This is a genomic window from Pseudomonas sp. LBUM1674, from assembly GCF_059695635.1.
Window position 1 is genome coordinate 1561268 of the sequence record NZ_CP166779.1, and the last position, 22444, is coordinate 1583711.

Here is a 22444-nt window from a genome sequence, read left to right on the forward strand (position 1 = left end):
TCAATGCTCTTCATCGTCTGCGCCGGGATAAAAGCCGTGCAACAGGCGATAGCGGTCGTGCCGGATCTGGTCGGCCCGCTCCTGCACCTGATGCGCGGGTAACCCCAGCATGATCAGCGCGTGGGAGGCGAGCATCAGGCTCGACTCCAGCAGTTCCGGCACGACTTCGCTGGCGCCGGATGCTTTCAACTCGGCCAGTTGGCTGTCGTCGCGCGTGCGCACCAGTATCGGCACGGTCGCGTTGAGTCGCCGCGCTTCCCTGAGGATCAGTAACGCGATGTCGGTCTGATCCACGGCGATCACCAGTAGCCTGGCGCGCTCCAGCCCTATCGCGACCAGCAGTTCACCGCGGCGTGAGTCGCCATAATGCACACAGGTTTCACCCACGGCGGCTTCCTGGACACGGACCGGATCAGTATCCAGTGCGATATAGGGTTGCTGCGCATTGCGTAGCGCGCGTCCGATCGACTGGCCGACACGACCATAGCCACAGATCACTACATGGTCATGCAAGTCGGCAGTGAGTGCGCTGATTTCCTCGAGTTTCGCTTCTTCATTGGGCTTGCGGTGCAGGCGTGTCGCAAGGTGAGGCGCGGCGCGCAATAGCAGCGGCGTGACGAGCATCGAACAGAAGGTTGCCGCCAGCAGCAGGCCGCCAAAATCGGCGGGCATCAGTTTGTTATGCTGCATCTGCGCCATCAGCGCAAAGCAGAATTCGCCGCCCTGGGCCAATGCCAGGCCGCTGCGCCAGGCGGTTTCGCCATCGCTGCCACGCCATTTGACCAGGAGCGCAACGACGCTGCCCTTGAGCAGCAACAACCCCAGGGTGAGGCCGAGAATCAGCAGGCCATGGCTGGCGAACAACTGCAAATCGATGAGCATGCCGATACTGACAAAGAACACGCCGAGCAGAATGTCGCGGAAGGGGCGGATGTCGGCTTCGATCTGGTGCCGGTAGTGGCTTTCTCCCAACAGCATGCCGGCCAGGAATGCACCCAGGGCCGGGGAGAGGCCGAGCAAGTGGGTCAACCAGGCCGTCAGCAGCACGATGACCAGCGCCAGCAGCACGAACAGCTCGGCGGAGCGGGCCGCCGCTACTTCATGGAACAGCCGTGGCAATATCCAGCGACTGGCCAGCAGCAGGCCGACGAACAGCACCACGGTCTTGCCCAGCGTCAGTGGCAGCGCCCAGTACCAGGCCTGATCGCTGCTGCCGGCGAACACGGGCACCATCGTCAGCAGCAACACCGCCACCACATCCTGGAACAGCAGCACGGCGATGGCATTCTGGCCGTGACTGCTGAAAATCTCGCCAAGACTGCCCAGCTCCTTGCTGACGATGGCGGTGGAGGACAACGACAAGCCGGCACCGAGTAACAGCGCAGGCAGGGTCGAGATGCCGAGCAGCATCAGAAAACCACCCAGCAGCATTGCGGTGCCGAGCACCTGCAGGCTGCCGAGGCCAAACACCACTTGGCGCAACGCAAGCATTTTCGTCAGGGAAAACTCCAGCCCCAGGGAGAACAGCAGGAACACCACCCCCAGTTCGGCGAGGTCCGGCAAGTCTTCGCTTTCATTGACCCAATTGAATGCGGTCGGCCCGATCATCAGCCCCACGCACAGGTAGCCCAGCACCGGCGGCAAGCGCAGGCGCTGGAACAGTGCAATCACCACCAGGGAGGAGGCGAAGATGACCAACAGGTTGGCGAACACAAAACACTCCGGAATCAGGTCTGGCTACTCAAGCGTAGAGGCAAAAAGGCCATGAGCATCGCGTAAGTTCCACTGCGCACGAATGATTTGAATCAGCAGTTTGCCGAAACTTTCTGAAATTCACCGTTGCTCAGACGCTTGGTTCATTGGCTCGACTGCTTTTGATCACCGGCCTAGAATGAACGCCTACTTAGTCGGGTCTTGTCGTCATGCTTCCTGAATGTCAGCTGTTCGGCACCATAGGGTGCCATCTGTGTGAAGTGGCCGAAGCCATGCTGATGGAATTTGTCGAGCGCGGCCTGCTGGTCGAACTGGTGGATATCGCTGACGACGAAACATGGTTCGAAGCCTACAGCCTGCGTATTCCAGTGTTGCGACGGGTCGATACCGGCGCGGAGCTGGGCTGGCCGTTCGGTGCCGATCAGGTAGTGGCGTTCTTGGGTTGATCGGACGCTTTCGGCAACGGCCCACCCGTCGCCGTTCTCGTTTCCTCCATTGGCGAAAAACAGCTTATTCGGTTACTGTATGGGTATACAGCTATTCCGGTTGCCTGCCATGCGGTCCCTCCTGCGGGATTGGGCAGGCGATCCCAGAAGTGAGAGGGATGAACGTGGTCAATGTCGAACAATTGAAGAACAGCGTGAACCGGATGTCGGCGGACGTGGTGCGCGAGGCCGTCACCGAATTGCGTCTGGATGGCTTGGTCACCGAAGGAAAAACCCCCTTCAATAAACTGCATTTCAACACCTGTTTCGCCGAAATCGAAGCCTTGTTCCAGCGCGCGGGTTATCACAGGCAGCTGGATGTCGTGGGTTATCAGGGCTTGTTGTATGCCCTGTATGACCCGGGTCGCTGGGAGGCGGTCGACGTGCTGCGCTGGCTCAAGGAGTTCACCGAAGCGGCAGCGCAGACCCGGTCCATACCGGCCTGAGGATTCTCTTCTAGGTTCGATCCGGCTGCTGTCGGATAATGCCGCCCTGTATCGAGGGTCAGAACGTCCGTATGTCCACTTCATCTTTTTCTGCAGCACACAACCAGGCCAGCACGCTCTACTTGCCGCCGGGGCCGTGGCAGACCGTGCTCGATTGCCTGTGTGAACACTTCAGCGCCATTGGCCGTGAACAATGGCTGGACAGAATCGCGCGTGGGCGCGTCCTCGACGGGCATGGCGCACCGATTGCCCTCGATCTGCCTTACAAGGAAGGTCTGCGGATTCACTATTTTCGAGAAGTGCCGGACGAAAAGCCGATCCCGGTGGTCGAGTCGATCCTGTACGCGGACGACCATCTGGTGGTGGCGGACAAACCGCATTTCCTGCCAGTGACCCCGGCCGGGGAATATGTAGAGCAGACTCTGCTGCGACGGTTGATTCGCCGCCTGGATAACCCGCATCTGGTGCCCTTGCACCGCATTGACCGGCATACGGCGGGGCTGGTGCTGTTTTCAGCCAACCCTCGGAGCCGGTCGGCGTATCAGTCGTTGTTTCCTGCGCGGCAGATCGAAAAGCGCTACGAGGCGATTGCCAGGGCATTGCCTGATCTCTCATTTCCACTGGTGCACAAGAGCCGGCTCATCGATGGCGAGCCTTTCTTCCGCATGCAGGAAGGTCCGGGCGTCAGCAACACCGAGACAGCCGTCGAGGTCCGTGAGAAAAACGGTGATCTGTGGCGGTATGCGCTTTACCCGGTGACGGGCAAGAAGCATCAATTGCGCGTGCACATGACCGCCCTGGGCGCGAGTATCTGCAACGACCCCTTCTATCCTCAGGTGCTCAAGGGCGTCGTGGATGACTATGCCAATCCCTTGAAGCTGCTCGCCCAGGGGCTGCGGTTTATCGATCCGGTGAGCGGGCAGGAAAGAAGCTTCGAAAGCGCGATCACGCTGCAGTGGTGAGCACCGTTCTTCGGCCACGAAAAAGCCCGCTTGCAGCGGGCTTTCTGTATCCGGTTGTCACCGCAAGGATTACAACTCCTTGACGGTACGCACCTGATCCTTGTTAACGCGGTTTTGCTTACCATCGAGTTGTTCGAACTCGTAGAAACCTGATTCGTCATCGTATTTTGGTGCGTCGACGGCCTGGATTTCGCGACCGTCATTCAAGGTGATCACTGTCGGCGAGGCGCAACCTGCGAGGGTCGCGAGGCCCAGTGCGAGCATGAAAGTGGCAAGGGTCCGTTGAGTCATGAGTGTGTCTCCGAATTTGAATTCTTTTGGTTACTGAGCTTGAGACGTATACAACGAGTGCAAGTTCCGTGGGTAGTGTCAGTCTGGCACAGTGTTATGGGTACTTAACAGTTCCGGGGTATTGAGGTTGGCCAGGCGAGGGTCATTGTCGGGGCATTGCAGTGCATGGGCCCCCAGCTTGCGCATGAGGCGACCCGGGCTGCGTTCACCATCGTGCCAGGCATTTTCAAAAGCGTCGGAAAGTGCCACGGGGATGATGCACAGCAAGGGCTCCCAATGTTCGCCCTGGCGCAGCATCAACGGTTTGTCCGGATGCTGGCTGGCGGTTTCGCGCATGCCCTGGAGCAACGCGGCATCGATACGGGGCACATCACAGGGCAATATCATCAGCTGCGCATGCCTGGCGGCCTTCAGGCCAGCCCGAATACCGGCCAAAGGCCCCGGAAAATCCCCTTCGTCGTCATGGACCAGCCGGTCGGCGTAGGGTGCGTACTGCTCCGGGTTCCTGTTGCAGGAGATGATCAGGTCATCGCTCAATGCGCGGGTCTTGCGGTGCAGATGAGCAATCAGGGGTTCACCGTGCCATTGCAGCAACCCTTTATCCTGACCGCCCATGCGTTGGCCACGCCCACCCGCCAGGAGCAGAATGGAGCAGGGCGGCAAATCCATAGTCGAAGTCATGGCAGGTCTCCATGGGGGCGGCGAAAAAATGAGGGGCTGTGATATAACACCGGGCCGTTTCTCCTACAACTGGACGAGCCTATGAAAGCCAAGGCTGATGTACCTTTTGCGCCGCTCAACATCGCGGTGCTGACGGTCAGCGATACCCGTACCCTGGAAACCGATACGTCAGGCCAGGTCTTCGTCGACCGCTTGAGCGCCGCCGGCCACCACCTGGCGGCCCGGGTATTGCTCAAAGATGACCTCTACAAAATTCGTGCGCAAGTCGCCAACTGGATTGCCGACGATGTCGTGCAGGTCGTGCTGATCACCGGTGGCACCGGTTTTACCGGACGCGACAGCACCCCTGAAGCCGTGAGCTGCCTGCTGGACAAGCAGGTCGACGGCTTTGGTGAACTGTTCCGGCAGATATCGGTGGCCGATATCGGCACCTCGACCGTGCAATCCCGGGCCTTGGCCGGTCTGGCCAATGGCACGCTGGTCTGCTGCTTGCCCGGTTCGACCAATGCCGTACGCACCGGTTGGGACGGCATTCTCGCCGAGCAGCTGGATGCGCGGCACCGCCCGTGCAATTTCGTGCCTCATCTGAAACAGGCGGCACCCTGTGAATCCCGCGGGTAAGCCGGGCAAGGCCGGCAGCCTGATGGCGGTCGAAGTGGCCCTGGCCCGTTTGCTCGAAATGGCCGAAGCCTCACCGATTCGCGAACGTGAACGCTTGCCGTTGGCGCAGGTAGAAGGCCGCGTATTGGCCGATGACCTGGTGTCGACGCTTGACCTGCCGCCCTGGCCCAACAGTGCCATGGACGGTTATGCCTTGTGCCTGGCCGACTGGACGGGAGAACCGTTGGTCGTCAGTCAGAAGATTTTTGCAGGCAAGGCTCCGGCCCCCTTGAAACCAGGCACTTGTGCACGAATCTTCACCGGTGCGCCGGTCCCTGCGGGTGCCGATTGCGTCGAGATGCAGGAAAACGCCGAGGTCCGGGCGGATGGGCGAGTGCGTTTCATCGAACCCATGGTCCCGGGACAAAACATCCGTGCGCAAGGCCAGGAAACTACCGTCGGTGAACTGATTCTGCCTGCCGGCACGCGTCTGGGACCGATCGAGCAGGGGCTGGCGGCATCGCTGGGTTGCGCAGAGCTGGAGGTGATTCGCAAGGTTCGCGTTGCGGTCTTGTCTACCGGGGATGAGTTGCTTGAACCGGGTCAGGCGCTGGGGCCGGGGCAGATTTACAACAGCAATCGCGTGTTGCTCTGCAGTTGGTTGCAGCGCCTGGGCTGTGAAGTGATCGACGCCGGTATTCTTGCGGACGACCTGGCGACCACTCGCGCCCGCCTGGGCGAGTTGAAAGATGTCGACCTGATCCTCTCGACGGGCGGCGTCTCGGTAGGTGAAGCCGATTTTCTCGGGATCGCCTTGCGGGAAGAGGGCGAGTTGACCTTGTGGAAGCTTGCCATCAAGCCAGGCAAACCGTTGACCTTCGGACATTTTTGCGGCGTCCCGGTGATCGGCTTGCCCGGCAACCCGGCGTCGACCCTGGTGACCTTTGCCTTGTTGGCAAGGCCTTATCTGATGCGTCGTCTGGGGGTGAAGGAGGTCGAGCCCCTGAAGTTCCAGGTTCCGGCAGGATTTGCCTGGCCCAAAGCCGGCAATCGGCGCGAGTATCTGCGTGGGCGGCTGGAGAACGGGCGTGCCATTATCTACAGGAATCAGAGTTCCGGGGTGCTGCGCAGCGCCGCCTGGGCGGATGGCCTGGTTGAAGTGCTGGAAGATCGCACGCTGGTCGAGGGGGACTGGGTCAGCTTCATTCCATTGAGTGAAGTCCTGGGCTAACCCGGCATCCTTGCCGGGTTGCCCACTACGCAGAACCTGCGCTCGGCCTCTCGAGGCGGCGTGTACCGCAACAGCCAAAGCGAGGCGGCCTACGGGCCGACCTGGCTCCACGTGAACGCCTCCCCCTGTAGGAGCTGTCGAGCGAAGCGAGGCTGCGATCTTTTGATCTTGTCGTTGCCGTTGCTTCGGCTTCAGATTTGTCGCCCCCGGGAGGCGTTCATGGCGAATCCTTATCGACCCAGAAGAAGCGTCACGAGCTGGTCGAAACGGCTATTGCCGATCCACACCAGAAGCCCGAGAACCACGGCTGTTCCGCCCGCTGAATAAACCAGCCGGTGCTTGATGGATTTGACGTTGTCACGCACTTCATCCATCTCTCTACGAATGTATTTGAGGTGCGTCTCCAGTTCAGTGACGCGAGGGTCCATGGCGACTCCGCCGGTGGGTGCTGCGCTGTTTTTTAATTCAGCCTGATGATTGGAGCGTTTTTCTGCCAGTGGTGTGACCGGAATGAGCGGTGGCCTGATGTCATGGTTTTGCATGGCACGTCCCTGTTTGTTTCTGCTGATGACTGTTAAATGCAGTCGCCACGTTGTACCAATCACGGCAGTCGGGTCAATTGAGCCAATTCCTAACGTTTTGTAAGAAAATTCCTTGTTGCAGGGCGCAAGACGGCTCGATTTGAATTAATTCAATTCCCATCGACTTTTCTGAAGGGCAGTGAGGTCATATCTCCCGTATGGAATTCAATTCTTGGGAGTGAGCACAAATGAGCGAACACAGGGCGCTATTGATTCTTCATGGCAAGCAGGCGCTCAACGAGTCGGTTCGCGCCGCCGTCGAGGGCAAGCGCCAACAGGGCTGGGAACTGGCCGTTCGACTGACCTGGGAAGCCGGGGACGCACAACGGCTGGTAGAGGAGGCATTGACGGCAGGCTATAGGCAAATCATCGCCGGCGGCGGTGATGGCACCTTGCGTGATATCGCCGAGGCGATGGCCGCACATCCGACGCAGGCCAGCCTGGTATTGATGCCCCTGGGGACGGCCAATGATTTTGCCCGCGCCGCCGGTGTGCCACTGGAGCCTGATCAGGCACTGGATCTTTTGGACACTGCGCCGAGCGCCATTGATCTGGGCGAAGTGGGCGGACAGGTATTCCTGAATATGGCCACGGGCGGCTTTGGCAGCCAGGTGACGGCCAATACCTCGGAGGATCTGAAAAAAATCCTCGGCGGGGCGGCTTATCTATTCACCGGTTTATCTCGCTTCAGTGAGTTGCATGCGGCCTACGGCGAGTTGCAGGGCCCTGATTTCCAATGGAGTGGCGAGCTGCTGGCATTGGGTATCGGCAATGGCCGACAGGCGGGCGGCGGGCATGTGTTGTGCCCGGACGCACTGGCCGACGATGGCCTGCTGGATATCAGCATCTTGCCTGCGCCGCAGGAACTGGTGGGCACCTTGAAAACACTGTTGGCTGATGGTTTCGGTATCGACAACATGTTTGTGCGCGCCCGTTTGCCCTGGGTCGAGATCAAGGTCGCGGAAGGTCTTTATATCAACCTTGATGGCGAACCTCTGGAAGGCGACAGTCTGCGGTTCTCTGCGCGGGCGGCGGCACTGCGCGTGCACCTGCCGGAAAACTCGCCGCTGCTAGGCGGTACTCTAACGACTGGGGGGCAACAGGCTTGATCGTAACAAGCAGCAATGCCTGGACGTGGCGTTTTGCCTGGGGGTCAAGGTCCGATAAAAACAGCCGATAACCCCCTTTAGTGAATTCATCAGAACAAGCCCAGGAGTCCTTGATGGCCGGCATTCTCGACACGGTAGACCAACGCACCCAACTGGTGGGTGAGAATCGCCTGGAAATTCTCATGTTTCGACTGGCCGGACGGCAATTGTTCGCGATCAACGTGTTTAAAGTACAGGAAGTGCTGCAACTGCCGAAACTGACCCTGATGCCCCAGCGCCATCCGTTTGTCTGCGGCGTGGTCAATCTGCGTGGCCAGACCCTGCCGGTGATCGACCTGTCCCAGGCCATCGGCATGCGTGCGCTGGTGCCAAGCCCTGCCAGTACCATCATCGTCACCGAGTACAACCGTTCGGTGCAGGCGTTCCTGGTCGGTGGCGTGGACCGCATCGTCAACATGAACTGGGAAGCCATCCTGCCGCCGCCAACCAGCGCCGGTCGCCAGCACTACCTGACCGCTATCAGCAAGGTCGACGACCAGTTGGTGGAAATCATCGATGTCGAAAAAGTCCTCGCCGAAATCGTCCCGTACAACGCCAAGGTATCCCGCGAAAAACTCGACGATCCGGTACTGGAACACGCCCGCGGTCGTGAAGTGCTGCTGGTGGATGACTCCAACGTGGCGATCTCGCAGTTGCGCGACACGCTGGGGCAATTGGGCGTGAAGATGCACGTTGCCAGCGATGGCTTGAAGGCATTGAACCTGCTCAAGGGCTGGGCCGATACGGGCGTGACCATGACCGACAAACTGCTGATGGTCTTCACCGATGCGGAGATGCCGGAAATGGACGGTTACCGCCTGACCACTGAAATCCGTAACGACCCGCGCCTGCGTGGCCTTTATGTGGTGCTGCACACCTCCTTGTCCGGCAGCTTCAACGACTCGATGGTCAAGAAAGTCGGCTGCGATAACTTTCTCTCCAAATTCCAGCCGGACAAACTGGTCGATGTGGTGCGCCAGCGCCTGATGCTCGACGCCGTGCCGGCCTGATAACGACGCGAAGCCTGAGCACAGTTTACCTGTGGGAGCGGGCTTGCTCCCACAAGGTATGCAGAGATCGGTTTTCAGCCTTTGATTCGGCGCTGGAGGTCGTATAGGGTGGCGTTTTTCACCTTCCAGGGAGCTGGCCATGTTGCGTCTGAGCGCGCTTTATCGTTATCCGTTGAAATCCGGCAAGGGCGAGATCCTGCAGCAGGCCAGCCTGGACAAGCTTGGGCTGGAAGGCGATCGACGCTGGATGTTGGTGGACGAGGCCAGCGGGCGGTTCCTGAGCCAGCGCGTAGTGGGGCAGATGAGTCAGCTGTCGGCGTTGTGGAATGCCGAAGGCGGCTTGACCCTGGGGGCTCCGGGCCGCTCACCGATTGATATCGCCTTGCCAGGCAGTGACGCTGAGCTGCGGGGCGTGACCATCTTTCGCGACAGTTTGCGGGTTCCCGATGCCGGTGATGAGGCAGGGGCCTGGGTCAGTGAATTCATTGGCAAGCCGACTCGCCTGGTGCAAATACCGCTTGATCGCGCGCGGATCACTCAGGCGGGCTACGGCAAGGATGACGATCGGGTGGCTTTCGCCGACGGCTTCCCGCTGTTGCTGATCGGGCAGGCGTCCCTTGAGGATCTATCGCAAAAAGTCGGGCGCCCGCTGGAGATGCTGCGTTTTCGACCGAATCTGGTGATCGAGGGCACGCCAGCCTATGCCGAGGATGGCTGGAAGCGTATCCGTATCGGCGATGTCGAGTTTCGCGTGGTCAAGCCTTGTTCGCGCTGCATTCTGACCACCGTCGACCCGCAAACCGGTCTACGCAGCGATGATCGTGAGCCTCTGGCCACCTTGCAGAAATACCGCGCCCAGGAAGAGGGGGCAATGTTCGGCCAGAATCTGGTCAATGATGGCAACGGCCAGCTCGAAGTCGGCATGCCGGTGACGATCCTGGAGTAAACGCGACAATGAAAAATGCCCGTGTCCTGGGACACGGGCATTTTTTTTTGCGCTATGAAAACCCGGGGTTTTAGCCGCGGTATTCGCACAGGTAAGCGGTGTCGACAGCCACTTTCAGCTGGAACTTGCTGTTGGCGGGCACGTTGAACTGGCTACCCGCGGCGAAGGTTTCCCAGTCACTGCTGTCTGGCAGTTTGACGGTCAGGGCACCGGTCACCACGTGCATGATTTCACGCTGGCTGGTGCCGAATTCGTACTCGCCCGGCGCCATGACGCCGATGGTCGCCGGACCTTCTGCGGTGCCAAAGGCGATCGACTTGACGGTGCCGTCGAAGTACTCGTTGACTTTAAACATGGGCGATTCCTCGAAAAGGGCTGAAAAGGGCTGGCCAGTATGCACAAGGCCCTTGGCGCCGTCACGCCCTAGAGGGGCAGGACCAGTGGCAACAGGCGTGCAGTATTGCGCGCGTCTTCCAGCGCCCGGTGTTGCTGCCCGGTGAACTGCATGCCCGCCAGTTGCAGGGCGCCGTTGAGCCCCAGCGGGCGTTCCAGCCGACGGGCCTTGGCAAAGCGCTGCTTGAGGTTCATGTGTGGCACCCGGCTCAGGGCGCTGTCGAGCTGCAGGCGCTGCCATTCCTGAAGCAGTTGCTTGCGGTCGTAATCGCCCCAACTGACCCAGCCTTCCAGCCGCCCGTGATGCTGGCCGAGCCAGCGTTCGAACGACACCCAGACCTCGCTCAGCGGCTCGGCACCGTCGACGTTGGCCTGGGTGATGTGCGTCAGCTCCCGGCAAAACGGCGTCAGCAAAGGCCGCCGCAGTGGCCGCACGAAGCGCTGGAATGAATCCAGTTCTCGCCCCTTGCGATCCACCAGCGTGGCGCCGATTTCGATGATTTCCATTTCCGTTACTGGCCAGCCACCCTCATCGGTGGTGGCTTCCAGATCAATCACCAGCCAGTGAGGCATCGCAGGGTTCCTGGTATCCGCGTCCTGATAGCGCTTGAGCGTAGCCAAACCCGGCGGATCCGCCTAGCGGCTTATTCGACCTCCAACAATATCTGACGATTTTTCACCTGGTCGCCAACCCTGACCTGCAAGCGTTTGAGCACGCCATCGATGCCTGACTTGAGGGGATGCTCCATTTTCATGGCCTCCAGCACCACCAACAACTGGCCTTTACTGACCGGGCTGCCCTCGGTGACCAGCACGTCGACGATCGCACCGTCCATCGGTGCCTTGAGCGTGCCGGAGCTGACGCTGGCCTGACCGCTGACCAGGGCTTGAGTCCGATCCATCAGCCGCAGGCTGCCGGGCCGGGTGAACAGCCAGAGCTGCGCGGATTCAAGACGATAGGCATGACGTTGGCGGATGCCATCGATTTCCAGGGTGGCCCAGCGTCCGTCGCACCGCACAACCTTCAATTCGAGGGTCCGGGTGGCGACTTGAATCCGGTAGGGTTCGCCAGGCACTGCGTGCAATTGCACCGGCCAATCCTGGTCTTCCAGGCCAATGCGATAGTGCAACGGCACGCTGGCGTTGTTGCGCCAACCGGCCAGGGGCGCGAGGTGATTCTGCGCCGATGCCTGATAAAACAGGGCCGCTGCGATCGCCAGTTCTTCGGCTGTGGGTACAGGGGGATGCAGGCAGTCATGGTCGGAAAAATACCTCGGGATAAAGCCGGTATTGAACTCGCCGCTGACGAACTGCGGGTGTTGCAGCAAGCTGGCGAGCAGTCGCTGATTGCTCTGCACGCCCAGTAGCACGCTGTCCTGCACGGCGCGCAGCAACTTGCGCCGGGCTTCTTCGCGGGTGGCGCCGTGGGCAATGAGCTTGCCCAGCAGCGGGTCGTAGAAGGGGCTGATGCCCTGGCCTTCGATCAGACCATGGTCGATCCGCACACCGTCCTGCAAGGCGGGCTCCCAGGTTGCGATGCGTCCGGTCTGTGGCAGAAAACCCTGGGCCGGGTCTTCGGCATACAAGCGCACTTCCATGGCATGGCCGTTGAGTTGCAGTTGCTCCTGGCGCAGCGGCAACGGCAGCCCTGCGGCAACCTGTAGCTGCCAGGCGACCAGGTCGAGACCGGTGATCAATTCGGTCACCGGGTGTTCCACTTGCAACCGGGTGTTCATCTCCAGAAAGTAAAACTGTCCGCTTGCATCCAGCAGGAACTCCACGGTGCCAGCGCCGACGTAACTCACCGCGCGCCCCGCCTTGAGCGCCGCTTCGCCCATGGCCCGGCGCAGTTCGGTGGTCATCACCGGGCAGGGTGCTTCTTCGATGACTTTCTGATGGCGACGCTGGATCGAGCAGTCGCGCTCGCCGAGGTAGATCAGGTTGCCGTGCCGGTCGCCGAATAGTTGGACCTCGACGTGCCGGGGATCGATCAACGCTTGTTCGAGGATCAGTTCGTCACTGCCAAACCCATGCAGCGCTTCGGAGCGCGCGCTGCGGATCTGCTCCAGCAAATCAGCGGCGCCCTGTACCAGGCGCATGCCGCGCCCACCACCGCCGGCACTGGCCTTGATCATCAGTGGGTAGCCGATGCGCCCGGCTTCGCGACTCAGGGTCGCGTCGTCCTGTTCGGCGCCCTGATAGCCTTTGATGCAGGGTACGCCGGCTTTGATCATGGCGAGTTTCGACAGGCGTTTGCTGCCCATCAGCTCGATGGCGTCGGGGCTGGGGCCGATGAAGGTGATGCCGGCGTGTTGGCAGGCGCGGGCGAAGCCTGCGTTTTCCGAGAGGAAACCGTAGCCGGGGTGGATCGCGTCGGCCCCGGTGCGCCGGGCGGCGTCGATGATTGCCGGGATGTTCAGGTAAGACTGCTGCACCGGGGCCGGGCCGATGTTCACGGCTTCGTCGGCCATCTGCACGTGCAGGGCATCGGCGTCGGCATCGCTGAAGACGGCGACGGTGCGATAGCCCAGGGCCTGGGCGGTGCGCTGGATGCGGCAGGCGATTTCACCGCGGTTGGCGATGAGGATTTTGCTGAATCCGGACATGGGTATTTCCTTGGTTTTTGCGGGGAATGTGCTGGCCTCTTCGCTGCGGTGCGGCGATCCGACAAGCCAGCTCCTACAGGGATCTGTGTCGTTCACAAGCCCCCTGTAGGAGCTGGCTTGCCAGCGAAGCTTTTAAGGGGCCCACCCCGGTTTACGCTTCTGCACAAAAGCCTGGGTCCCCTCGACCCCCTCATCCCCGGTCACCGCGTCGCTGAACCACCCGGCCGCCTCATCGAGCAACGCATCCGTCGGCTGCCCCGCACTCGCCAGCAACAGCTGTTTAGTCCGCGCATTAGCCTCTGGTGCGCAGCACAACACATGGGCCAACACCTCATCGAGACGCTCGGCCAGGGCTTGCGCGTCATGTTCGACAAAATGCACCAGGCCGATCCGCTTGGCCTGGGTGCCATCGAAGCGCGCCGCCGTCAGGGCGAGTCGACGGGCCTGGGTCAGACCGATGCGCTGGACCACGAACGGCGCGATCTGCGCGGGCAGCACACCGAGACTGGTTTCCGGCAGACCGAATTGCGCCTGATGATCGGCCAGGGCGACGTCGCTGACGCAGGCCAAGCCCAAACCACCGCCGAGTACGGCCCCTTGCAGCACGGTGATCACCACTTGCGGCGTGTGTTGCACTTCTTGCAACAGCGTGCCGAACGCACGGTTCAACTCCCGGTAGGCGTTCGGGCCTTGGGCGCGGGCGTTGGCCATGTCCTTGATGTCGCCGCCGGCACAGAAATGGCCGCCGGCACCGCCAATGACCAGGGCACGCACTGCGCGGTCATCGTGTACCGCCGCCAGCACCGCGCGCAGTTCGGCGACCATCTGCAGGCTCATGGCATTCCGGCTTTCGGGGCGGTTGAGGGTAATGTGCAGGACGCCGTTGTGCAGTTCCAGCAGCAGGGTCTGGCAAACCGGCAAGGTGCTCATTGCTTTTTCCCCGGCAGGATGCCCATGAGTTTGCAGATGATCCCCAGCATGATCTCGTCGGCCCCGCCGCCGATCGACACCAGCCGCACATCGCGGTAAGCCCGGGCCACCGGGTTGTCCCACATGAAGCCCATGCCGCCCCAGTATTGCAGGCAACTGTCGCTGACTTCGCGGCCCAGGCGACCGGCCTTGAGTTTCGCCATCGACGCCAGGCGGGTGACGTCCTGGCCTTTGATGTATTGCTCAGTGGCCTGATAGACCAACGCTCGCAGGCATTCGATTTCGGTTTGCAGTTCGGCCAGGCGGAAGTGAATCACCTGGTTGTCGATCAGCGCATTGCCGAAGGTCTTGCGGTCCTTGCAGTACTCGATGGTGCTGTCGATGCAGTATTCCAGGCCCTTGATCATGTTGGCCGCGCCGAACAGGCGTTCCTCCTGGAACTGCAGCATCTGCATCATGAAGCCCGCGCCTTCGTGGCCGATGCGATTGCGTTGCGGCACGCGCACGTTGTCGAAAAATACCTGGGCGGTTTCCGAACTGCGCATGCCGAGCTTGTCCAGGTGCGAGCCGAGGCTGATCCCGGGACTGTTCATCGGCACCATGATCAGCGACTTGTTGATGTGCGGTTTGTCGTCCGAGGTGTTGGCCAGCAGGCACATGAAGTCGGCACTGGGCGAATTGGTGATCCACATCTTGCTGCCGTTGATCACGTAGTCATCACCGTCCTTGCGAGCGCTGGTTTTCAATCCCGCCACGTCGGAACCGGCGCCGACCTCGGAGACGCCGATGCAGCCGACTTGCTCGCCGGTGATCGCCGGACGGAGGAATTCTTCGCGCAACTCATCGGAACCGAAACGCGCCAGTGCCGGGGTGCACATGTCGGTCTGCACGCCGATGGACATCGGGATGCCGCCGCAATGAATGGTGCCGAATTCTTCGGCGGCGACGATCGAGTAGCTATAGTCGAGCCCCATGCCACCGAATTTTTCCGGTTTGGAGATCCCCAGCAGGCCGAGCTCGCCAGCCTTGCGGAAAATCTCGTGGATGGGGAAACGCCCGGCCTTTTCCCATTCCTCGATGTGAGGGTTGATTTCGTGGTCGACGAATTGGCGGACGGTGCGGCGCAGTGCTTCGTGTTCCTGGGTGAAGATCATTTTTATTGTTCTCCTGTGATCCATGATCGTTCCCACGCTCTGCGTGGTAACGCCTCTAGGGACGCTCTGCGTCCGCTCTTTGGACGCGGAGCGTCCTGGGCTGCATTCCCACGCAGAGCGTGGGAACGATCAAAACCTCGCTACACCAAAACTGTTGGGTTGCAGCGCTCGCACTTCGGCTTCATGACAAATATCCAGCAAGTAACCGAGCAACGTCCGGGTATCCCGCGGATCGATCAACCCGTCGTCCCACAAACTGGCGCTGCTGTAGAGCGCGGTGGACTGGCTGTCGAGTTTTTGCGCAGTGACCTGTTCCAGCATGTCGAGCATTTTCGGGTCCGGCACCAACCCGTCCTTGAGCTGTTTGGCTTCGGTGACGATCCGCAACACTTTGCCGGCCTGGGCACCACCCATGACCGCCGTGCGGCTGTTGGGCCAGGCGAAGATGAAGCGCGGGTCGAGACCGCGGCCGCACATGGCGTAGTTGCCAGCGCCATAGGAGCCGCCGACGACAATGGTCAGTTTAGGTACCCGGGCATTGGCCACCGCCTGGATCATTTTGGCGCCGTGCTTGATCACGCCTTGCTGTTCCGATTCGGTGCCGACCATGAACCCTGTGGTGTTGTGGAAAAACAGCAGCGGCGTCTGGCTCTGGTCGCAGAGCTGAATGAACTGCGCCGCCTTGCTCGCACCCTTGGGGGTGATCGGGCCGTTGTTGCCGATGAAGCCACAGGCGCGGCCCTGAATCTGTAAATGACCGCAGACGGTCTGCTGATCGAACTCGCCCTTGAATTCGAGGAAGTTCGAACCGTCGGCAATCCGCGCGATGATTTCGCGCACGTCGTAGGGTTTCTTCGGGTCATCGGGAATCAGCCCGAGCACCTCATCGATGGGGTAGAGCGGTTCTTCCCAGTGTCGCGCAGGGGGGGCAGGCAGCCGCGCATTCCACGGCAACAGGCGGACAATTTCGCGCACCTGACGCACGCCATCGGCATCGTTCTCGGCCAGGTATTCGGCGGTGCCAGCGATCTGCGCATGCATCTGGGCGCCGCCCAGTTCTTCGTCGGTGGCGACTTCGCCAGTGGCCGCCTTGAGCAGCGGCGGGCCGGCCAGAAACAGTTTGGCCTTGCCGCGCACCACCACCACGTAATCCGATAACCCAGGCTGATAAGCCCCGCCAGCGGTGGCCGAACCATGGACGACGGTGATCTGCGGCAGGCCCATGGCCGACATCCGCGCCTGATTGGCAAAGCTTCGCGCGCCTTCGACGAAAATCTGCGCCGCGTAATTGAGGTTGGCGCCGCCGCTTTCGGCGAGCGTGATCACCGGCAGTTTGTTTTCCATGGCGATCTGTTGCAGGCGCAGGGTTTTTTTCAAACCGCTGGGGGAAATGGTCCCGCCCTTGATCGCACTGTTGTTCGCCACGACCAGCACCCGAACACCGGACACGTAACCGATCCCGGCGATCAAGCCGCCGCCGGCCGAGCTGCCGTCCTTGTCGTCGTGCAACTTGTAGCCGGCCAGGCTCGCCAGTTCGAGGAAGGGCGCGCCGGGGTCGAGCAGCAGGTTGAGGCGCTCCCGGGGCAGCAGTTGTCCGCGCTTGTCGAACCTGACTTTGGCTTCGGCGGCTTTGTTAAGCAGGTTTTGTTCGAGCTGGCGGACGTGCTCGATGCCCACCAGCATCGCCGCGCGATTGCGGGCGAGCTGTTCGCAGAACGGGTCCACTTGCGACTGAATCACCGGCATGGGTTATTCCCTGTCCTTGAGCACATCGGGTCGGCAAACAGATCAGTTTTGAACATCGAATCGTAGGCCACGGCGGCTGTCCTCTAGTTGACCTGGTCGGCGATGCGCTGCGGCACCGGAATCTGGATTTCCAGCAGTTGTTGGGCAAAGGCCTTGCCTTGTGGATCGATGCGCAGGCTGGCCACCCCGCCACCCCCCAGGGCGTTTTCCAGCAGGAAGTTAAGGCTGTGGGTGGCGGGCAGGTACCAGCGCTCGACTCGCCCGTGGACCGGGTCGAGGACATGGCTCATCCAGTCGACGATCACTTCCGGGGTCAAGGCTTCGGCGATCCACGGCAGGTAGTCGGGGTCGCGCGCCATGACCCCGATATTGCTGTGATTGCCCTTGTCGCCGGAGCGCGCCACCGCGAGCTTGATCAGGGCGACGCTGGCGTCGGCCAGGCCCGTGGGTTTGGGTGGGGCCAGGGGGATGGGCAAGTCCGCGGTGTCGAGTCTGTCGACGGCGGGCAGGGCACACGGATGGCGCTGGCCGGCGAGGTCGATCTGCAGGGTGCAGGCGCTTTTGTCGATGAGGAACGAGAACAGCCGGATCAGCGGATACACAGTCGGCCGCCCGCCGACGATCCCGGTCAGCCCGGGCGCCATGCCGGTGGCGGCCTGGGCGATTTCCCTGGAGAACAGGATCAGTGCCTGTTTGCTCGGGTGGCGCACGGCGAGCTTGATCACCACTTCGCGGCTGTCCTGGCGCTGGCCATGGGGGCCATAGGTGGCCTCGCTGCCCAGCAGCTCGATGTTCACTTCACGGTAGGGCGCCCAGCCGCGCTGAGCGAAGATTTCCGCGGTCTTGTCGATGATCGCCGTGCTGACCCGGCGCGCCTTGTCGACCGCATCGATCCCGGCGATCAGGCAACTGGCGGTGCAACGAAAACCGTCCGGGTACGTGGCACTGACCTTGTATTGACCGGTCGGCGGCAAGCCTTTCGCGCCGTGCACCCGAACCGCGTTCTTGCCTTGTTGCACCAGTTTTACCTGAGTGAAATCGCAGACCACATCCGGCAGCAGATAAGCCTGCGGGTCGCCGATTTCATACAGCAGTTGCTCACCGACGGTCAGTGGCGTGACCAGGCCGCCGGAGCCTTCGGGTTTGCTGACGATGAACTGGCTGTCGGCGCTGACTTCAACGATGGGAAAGCCAATGTGTTCGTAGTCGGGAACGTCGCGCCAGTCAGTGAAGTTGCCACCGGTGCACTGGGCGCCGCATTCGATGATGTGGCCAGCCAACGCGGCCTGGGCGAGTTTGTCGTAGTCGTGCCAGGACCAGCCGAATTCGTGTACCAGCGCGGCACTGACCACGGCGCTGTCGACCACGCGCCCGGTAATCACGATGTCCGCGCCCAGGCACAGAGCCTCGACTATGCCCGGCGCGCCGAGGTAGGCATTGGTCGAGACGCACATCGGCGGCAGCGGCGCGCCGCTGAACATTTCATGCAGGCCAAGGCTGCTCAGTTGTTTGAACTGCGGTTGCAGGTCGTCACCCAGCAGCACGGCTATTTTCAGCGCCACCCCGGCCTGGTCGCAGGCGGCCTGCAGGGCAGCGGCGCAAGCGTGTGGGTTGACCCCGCCGGCATTGCTGATGACGCGAATGTTCTGTTCGGCGAGCCGAGTGAGCAGCGGGCCGAGGACTTCGATGAAGTCGCTGGCGTAGCCGGCCCTGGGGTCTTTCATTCGCGCGCCGGCCATGATCGACATCGTGATCTCGGCCAGGTAGTCGAACACCAGATAGTCCAGACGCCCGCCTGCCACCAGTTGCGCGGCGGCGGTCGAGGTGTCGCCCCAGAAGGCGCTGGCGCAACCGATGCGAATTGTCTTGGACCCCGTCAACACCATAGCCACCTCCGACAGCAGTACATCGAGACTACCAAGCAAGCGCTTGGTTTGTAAACGACTAAACTATCTTCTGCCCGAGCGCTTGCTTGGTCGCCCCCGCCAGCTTAAATTGCGCGCGCAACCCCGCTGTTTTAGCGGTGAACGGCGCATTTGATTGATCGACTGTAGGAGAGAACGGGTGGACGAGCAAAAAGCCCTGAGGGTGATGCGAGAATTGGTCGACGACGGCCAATTGACCGACCCGGACAGCGCCCGCGGCAAACTGCTGCAAGTGGCGGCTCACCTGTTCCGCAACAAAGGCTACGAGCGCACCACCGTGCGCGATCTGGCCGGTGCCGTAGGCATTCAGTCCGGCAGTATTTTTCATCACTTCAAAAGCAAGGACGAAATCCTGCGGGCGGTGATGGAGGAGACCATTCGCTATAACACGGCATTGATGCGTGCGGAACTGGCCGAGGCCGGCAGCGTGCGCGAGCGGGTGCTGGCGCTGATTCGTTGCGAATTGCAGTCGATCATGGGCGGCAGCGGCGAAGCCATGGCGGTGCTGGTGTATGAATGGCGTTCGCTTTCCGAAGAAGGGCAGGCGCGGGTGCTGGCCTTGCGCGACATTTATGAAGACCTGTGGCTACAGGTGCTGGGGGAGGCCAAGGACGCCGGGTTTATCCGCGGCGATGTGTTCATTACCCGGCGGTTCCTGACGGGTGCACTGTCCTGGACCACCACCTGGTTTCGCGCTGGCGGCAGCCTGAGCCTCGATCAATTGGCCGATGAAGCGTTGATTCTGGTGCTGGCAGAGAAACAATAGTGTTGTCTGAAACACGACTAGACTGGTGAAGTGGCTGAAACCGCCTAGCTTGAATGCATTGATGCGTATTTTCTGGGGAGTGGGTTGTTTGATGTCTTCGCCAATTCGGACGGCCTCGGTGCTTTTGCTGGCGGCGCTTTCGTCGATAGGGGCAGTACCGTCCCAGGCTGCACAGCTGGTGCGGATCGGCGCCGCGCATTTCCCGCCCTACACGGTTCGCCCGGAAACCGGTGCCGACACCGGCCTGTTGCCGCAACTGGTGGAGGCGCTCAATGCCTTGCAGAGCGACTATCAATTTCTCCTGGTGCCGACGTCCATTCCCCGGCGCTTCGGTGACTTCAAGCAAGGCCGGGTGGACATGGCGATCTTCGAGAACCCGGACTGGGGCTGGAAGGACATCCCCCACACCAGCGTCGACATGGGGCTGGAAGACGCCGAGATTTTTGTCGCGCAACGCGAGCCCGGTCGTCAGCAAAGCTATTTTGCCGATCTCACCGGCAAACGCCTGGCGCTGTTCAGCGGCTATCACTACGAATTTTCCAATTTCAATGCCGACCCGAAATTTCTCGCGCAGAACTACAACGCCACACTGACCTATTCCCATGACAGCAACCTGTTGATGGTGCTGCGCGGGCGAGCAGACATTGCCCTGGTGACGCGCTCTTACCTGAGCGACTACCTGTTGCGCAACGAGCAGGTCGCCAATCAGTTGCTGGTGTCCGAGCGGGTCGATCAGATCTATCACCACTACGCCATCCTCCGCCCGACGGCGCCCATCAGTGGCGCTGCATTTGGCAAGCTGCTGCAAGACTTGCGCGAGAACGGCCAGATGCTGAAGATTTTTGATCCGTACAGGATTGCCGTGGTGCCGGTGCCCGGTAACTGAGATCGCACCAGGTTGCGTATTGACCGACTTCTCTTAAATTTCTCGCCTTGGCCCACGTCACCTCGTTGAACTGTCGACGATTAACGTGAGCCTGACCCATGTCCAATCCGAATGACCTGACTGCCCTGACTTTGCCCACAGGAAGCCGTCTTGTAGCTGATGAAACCGAAAACCGGCTGAGCCTGGACCTGGATGGGCAGCCGCTGATCAAGTTGCGTCTGACACGCGAACCCGTACTGCAGGTGCAGATAGAGCAACGCTTCGACCGCCCCGATGGCGATGCACTGCGCACAGCCTGTTATTGGCTGTTTACCCGCGATCCGGCCTGTCAGTGCCTGACCTGGCAGCTGGATGAAGTCCCTGTTGAAGCCTTGCGCAACGGCTTGCTGGTCGCCACCGAAACTCCAGGCCAGTATCGCTGCGAGCGCACCCTGTTCTGGCAGTTGCCGCAGCCCTGGCTAGGTCAGTCCCTGGCCAGCAGCTATCCGCAGCAAATGGTCATCAGTGGCGGCAAACGTCATCCGTTGCGTGCGGTGAAACCAAGGGGTGAGGTGTATCGACGTTTCGATGCACGGCTGGGCGCGTGGATTTCCCTGCGTACGCTGGACATCGACCATGACCTTGAACGGTTCAATCGCTGGCAGAACAGTGCGCGGGTCGCGAGTTTCTGGCAGGAGGAGGGCAGTCTCGAACAGCATCGCGAGTATCTGGCCAAACTTGAGGCCGACCCCCACACCCTGACCCTGATCGGTTGTTTCGATGATCAGTCGTTTGCCTATTTCGAAGCCTACTGGGCCAAGGAAGATCGCATTGCGCCCTTCTATGAAGCGGACGATTACGACCGGGGTATTCACATGCTGGTCGGTGAAGAGCATCACCGCGGCCCGCACAAGGTGGCGAGCTGGTTATCGGCGCTGGTGCATTACCTGTTTCTCGATGATCCGCGTACCCGGCGGGTGGTTGCCGAGCCTCGGGCCGACAATGGCAAGATGATCGGGTATATGCAGGGCCAGCGTTTTTATTGCGAGAAAGAGTTTGATTTTCCGCATAAGCGTGCGGCGTTGATGGTGTTGGGGCGGGAGCGGTTTTTTGATCGGTGTGAGTTGGCTTGATGCGTAAGGCTCAGGGGCTGTATCGGCCTTGAGTCCGCCTTCGCGAGCAAGCTCGCTCCCACAGTGGATCTCCTGTGTACATACAATTTGTGAACAACAGAGATCAAATGTGGGAGCGAGCTTGCTCGCGATGGGGGCGACGAAAATTTCAGATCTCAGCGGCGGGCAAAAGTATCCACCCGATTCCCCGACACCTTCCGGCAGTGCACCAAAGCATCGCGAATCATGAAGTTCACCAGGGTCGGCGAAACCCCGAGTTCCTTGGCGATGTCCTTCTGCGGCACGCCATGCAGGCGGTACATTTCGAAAGCGTAGCGGGTGCGGCTGGGCAACTCCGTCAGCGCATCGGCAATGTTTTCCAGGGTCGAGAAGTTGATGTGCGAGGTTTCCGGCGAAGCGCCTTGAATCACCACGTTCAAGCCTTCTTCTTCAGGGCCTGAGTACTTCTGTTCCAGTGCCTGTTTACGGTAGTGATCGATCGCCAGGTTGCGCACGATCTGGAACAGGTAGCTCAGTTGAGCCTTGAACGAGGACGTGATCTGCGGCGCCGACTGCAGGCGGAAGAACGCATCCTGTACCACGTCTTCAGCACGCGAGCGGCAGCCGGTGATACGGGCTGCAATCTTGACCAGAATCAGTCGATTGTCGACGAATGCCTGAAGTAGCGGTGAATCGCACCTGCTTGTGGACACTTGTTCCGTCATGGAAATCACCCTGCTGCAAATAGGTTAGTGGGACGCCTGGAAGACCGGTGCCGTCCTACACATCGAGCGACAAATTATGTTGAATGATAATGATTGTCAATTGAGAAAGAGAATTAATGCTCCCCAAA

General features: G+C 60.8%; 23 protein-coding genes. 11 read left to right on the plus strand and 12 right to left on the minus strand.

Annotated elements, in window-relative coordinates; translation table 11 throughout:
• A complete protein-coding gene (locus tag ACA067_RS07285) occupies positions 1-1713 on the minus strand; it encodes a cation:proton antiporter (protein ID WP_497461189.1) in 1713 nt (570 codons plus the stop codon).
• 209 nt (positions 1714-1922) lie between these two features.
• On the opposite strand from ACA067_RS07285, the gene ACA067_RS07290 reads away from it, so the two are divergent.
• From ACA067_RS07290 to ACA067_RS07300, 3 genes are all read left to right on the plus strand, one after another.
• The gene (locus ACA067_RS07290; protein ID WP_497461190.1) at positions 1923-2159 is read left to right on the plus strand and encodes a glutaredoxin family protein; all 237 of its coding nucleotides are present in this window, start codon (positions 1923-1925) and stop codon (positions 2157-2159) included.
• Positions 2160-2323: 164 nt separating this feature from the next.
• The gene (locus ACA067_RS07295) at positions 2324-2644 is read left to right on the plus strand and encodes a transcriptional regulator (RefSeq protein WP_497462741.1); all 321 of its coding nucleotides are present in this window, start codon (positions 2324-2326) and stop codon (positions 2642-2644) included.
• A gap of 71 nt (positions 2645-2715) precedes the next feature.
• Positions 2716-3606 carry a pseudouridine synthase gene (locus ACA067_RS07300; RefSeq protein WP_497461191.1) on the plus strand — a complete coding sequence of 297 codons (891 nt, stop codon included), beginning with the start codon at positions 2716-2718 and terminating at the stop codon, positions 3604-3606.
• Between the two features lie 69 nt (positions 3607-3675).
• Here ACA067_RS07300 and ACA067_RS07305 read toward each other — a convergent pair whose 3' ends face one another.
• Positions 3676-3897 (minus strand): YgdI/YgdR family lipoprotein, encoded by a 222-nt coding sequence (locus ACA067_RS07305; protein ID WP_497455786.1) that lies wholly within the window; start codon positions 3895-3897, stop codon positions 3676-3678.
• Between the two features lie 78 nt (positions 3898-3975).
• Complete coding sequence (gene mobA / locus ACA067_RS07310) at positions 3976-4578, minus strand: molybdenum cofactor guanylyltransferase MobA (RefSeq protein WP_497461192.1); 603 nt, start codon at positions 4576-4578, stop codon at positions 3976-3978.
• 81 nt (positions 4579-4659) lie between these two features.
• Between mobA and moaB the strand changes: the two genes are divergently transcribed.
• Together moaB and ACA067_RS07320 are read left to right on the plus strand one after the other, a co-directional pair.
• Positions 4660-5199, plus strand: coding sequence for a molybdenum cofactor biosynthesis protein B (moaB, locus tag ACA067_RS07315; RefSeq protein ID WP_497461193.1), 540 nt, complete (start codon positions 4660-4662; stop codon positions 5197-5199).
• A gap of 22 nt (positions 5200-5221) precedes the next feature.
• Complete coding sequence (locus tag ACA067_RS07320; RefSeq protein ID WP_497462742.1) at positions 5222-6409, plus strand: molybdopterin molybdotransferase MoeA; 1188 nt, start codon at positions 5222-5224, stop codon at positions 6407-6409.
• Between the two features lie 230 nt (positions 6410-6639).
• On the opposite strand, the gene ACA067_RS07325 is transcribed toward ACA067_RS07320, so the two are convergent.
• Positions 6640-6951, minus strand: coding sequence for a hypothetical protein (locus tag ACA067_RS07325; RefSeq protein ID WP_497461194.1), 312 nt, complete (start codon positions 6949-6951; stop codon positions 6640-6642).
• Between the two features lie 227 nt (positions 6952-7178).
• Between ACA067_RS07325 and yegS the strand changes: the two genes are divergently transcribed.
• The 3 genes from yegS (at position 7179) to ACA067_RS07340 (ending at position 10094) form a co-directional block, all read left to right on the plus strand.
• Positions 7179-8099, plus strand: a complete 921-nt coding sequence (gene yegS, locus ACA067_RS07330; RefSeq protein WP_497461195.1) for a lipid kinase YegS — start codon at positions 7179-7181, stop codon at positions 8097-8099.
• 113 nt (positions 8100-8212) lie between these two features.
• Entirely contained in the window at positions 8213-9148 is a 936-nt protein-coding gene (locus tag ACA067_RS07335) for a chemotaxis protein CheV (protein WP_497461196.1), read from the plus strand.
• Between the two features lie 139 nt (positions 9149-9287).
• Entirely contained in the window at positions 9288-10094 is an 807-nt protein-coding gene (locus ACA067_RS07340; protein ID WP_497461197.1) for an MOSC domain-containing protein, read from the plus strand.
• A 70-nt stretch (positions 10095-10164) separates the two neighbouring features.
• Here ACA067_RS07340 and ppnP read toward each other — a convergent pair whose 3' ends face one another.
• The 7 genes from ppnP to ACA067_RS07375 all read right to left on the minus strand — a co-directional run bounded on the left by ppnP (position 10165) and on the right by ACA067_RS07375 (position 18809).
• The gene (gene ppnP / locus ACA067_RS07345; protein WP_054614024.1) at positions 10165-10449 is read right to left on the minus strand and encodes a pyrimidine/purine nucleoside phosphorylase; all 285 of its coding nucleotides are present in this window, start codon (positions 10447-10449) and stop codon (positions 10165-10167) included.
• Between the two features lie 68 nt (positions 10450-10517).
• Positions 10518-11060 (minus strand): 3'-5' exonuclease, encoded by a 543-nt coding sequence (locus tag ACA067_RS07350; protein WP_497461198.1) that lies wholly within the window; start codon positions 11058-11060, stop codon positions 10518-10520.
• Between the two features lie 71 nt (positions 11061-11131).
• Positions 11132-13093: an acetyl/propionyl/methylcrotonyl-CoA carboxylase subunit alpha gene (locus ACA067_RS07355; RefSeq protein WP_497461199.1), complete on the minus strand. Its 1962-nt coding sequence runs from the start codon at positions 13091-13093 to the stop codon at positions 11132-11134.
• 132 nt (positions 13094-13225) lie between these two features.
• Complete coding sequence (locus ACA067_RS07360) at positions 13226-14023, minus strand: enoyl-CoA hydratase/isomerase family protein (protein ID WP_497461200.1); 798 nt, start codon at positions 14021-14023, stop codon at positions 13226-13228.
• Positions 14020-15177, minus strand: a complete 1158-nt coding sequence (gene atuD / locus ACA067_RS07365; protein WP_497461201.1) for a citronellyl-CoA dehydrogenase — start codon at positions 15175-15177, stop codon at positions 14020-14022. The genes ACA067_RS07360 and atuD overlap by 4 nt, the downstream gene beginning before the upstream one ends.
• Positions 15178-15306: 129 nt before the next feature.
• Entirely contained in the window at positions 15307-16923 is a 1617-nt protein-coding gene (gene atuC / locus ACA067_RS07370; protein ID WP_497461202.1) for a geranyl-CoA carboxylase subunit beta, read from the minus strand.
• An 83-nt stretch (positions 16924-17006) separates the two neighbouring features.
• On the minus strand, positions 17007-18809 hold the full coding sequence (locus tag ACA067_RS07375; protein WP_497461203.1) for an acyclic terpene utilization AtuA family protein: 1803 nt from the start codon (positions 18807-18809) through the stop codon (positions 17007-17009).
• 178 nt (positions 18810-18987) lie between these two features.
• On the opposite strand from ACA067_RS07375, the gene ACA067_RS07380 reads away from it, so the two are divergent.
• From ACA067_RS07380 to ACA067_RS07390, 3 genes are all read left to right on the plus strand, one after another.
• Positions 18988-19614: a TetR/AcrR family transcriptional regulator gene (locus ACA067_RS07380; RefSeq protein WP_497461204.1), complete on the plus strand. Its 627-nt coding sequence runs from the start codon at positions 18988-18990 to the stop codon at positions 19612-19614.
• A 91-nt stretch (positions 19615-19705) separates the two neighbouring features.
• Positions 19706-20500: a substrate-binding periplasmic protein gene (locus ACA067_RS07385; protein WP_497461205.1), complete on the plus strand. Its 795-nt coding sequence runs from the start codon at positions 19706-19708 to the stop codon at positions 20498-20500.
• A gap of 98 nt (positions 20501-20598) precedes the next feature.
• Positions 20599-21612 (plus strand): GNAT family N-acetyltransferase, encoded by a 1014-nt coding sequence (locus ACA067_RS07390; protein WP_497461206.1) that lies wholly within the window; start codon positions 20599-20601, stop codon positions 21610-21612.
• Positions 21613-21767: 155 nt separating this feature from the next.
• Here the strand turns inward: ACA067_RS07390 and ACA067_RS07395 are convergent, their stop codons facing one another.
• Positions 21768-22316, minus strand: coding sequence for an RNA polymerase factor sigma-70 (locus ACA067_RS07395; protein ID WP_010461205.1), 549 nt, complete (start codon positions 22314-22316; stop codon positions 21768-21770).
• Positions 22317-22444 lie beyond the last annotated feature (128 nt).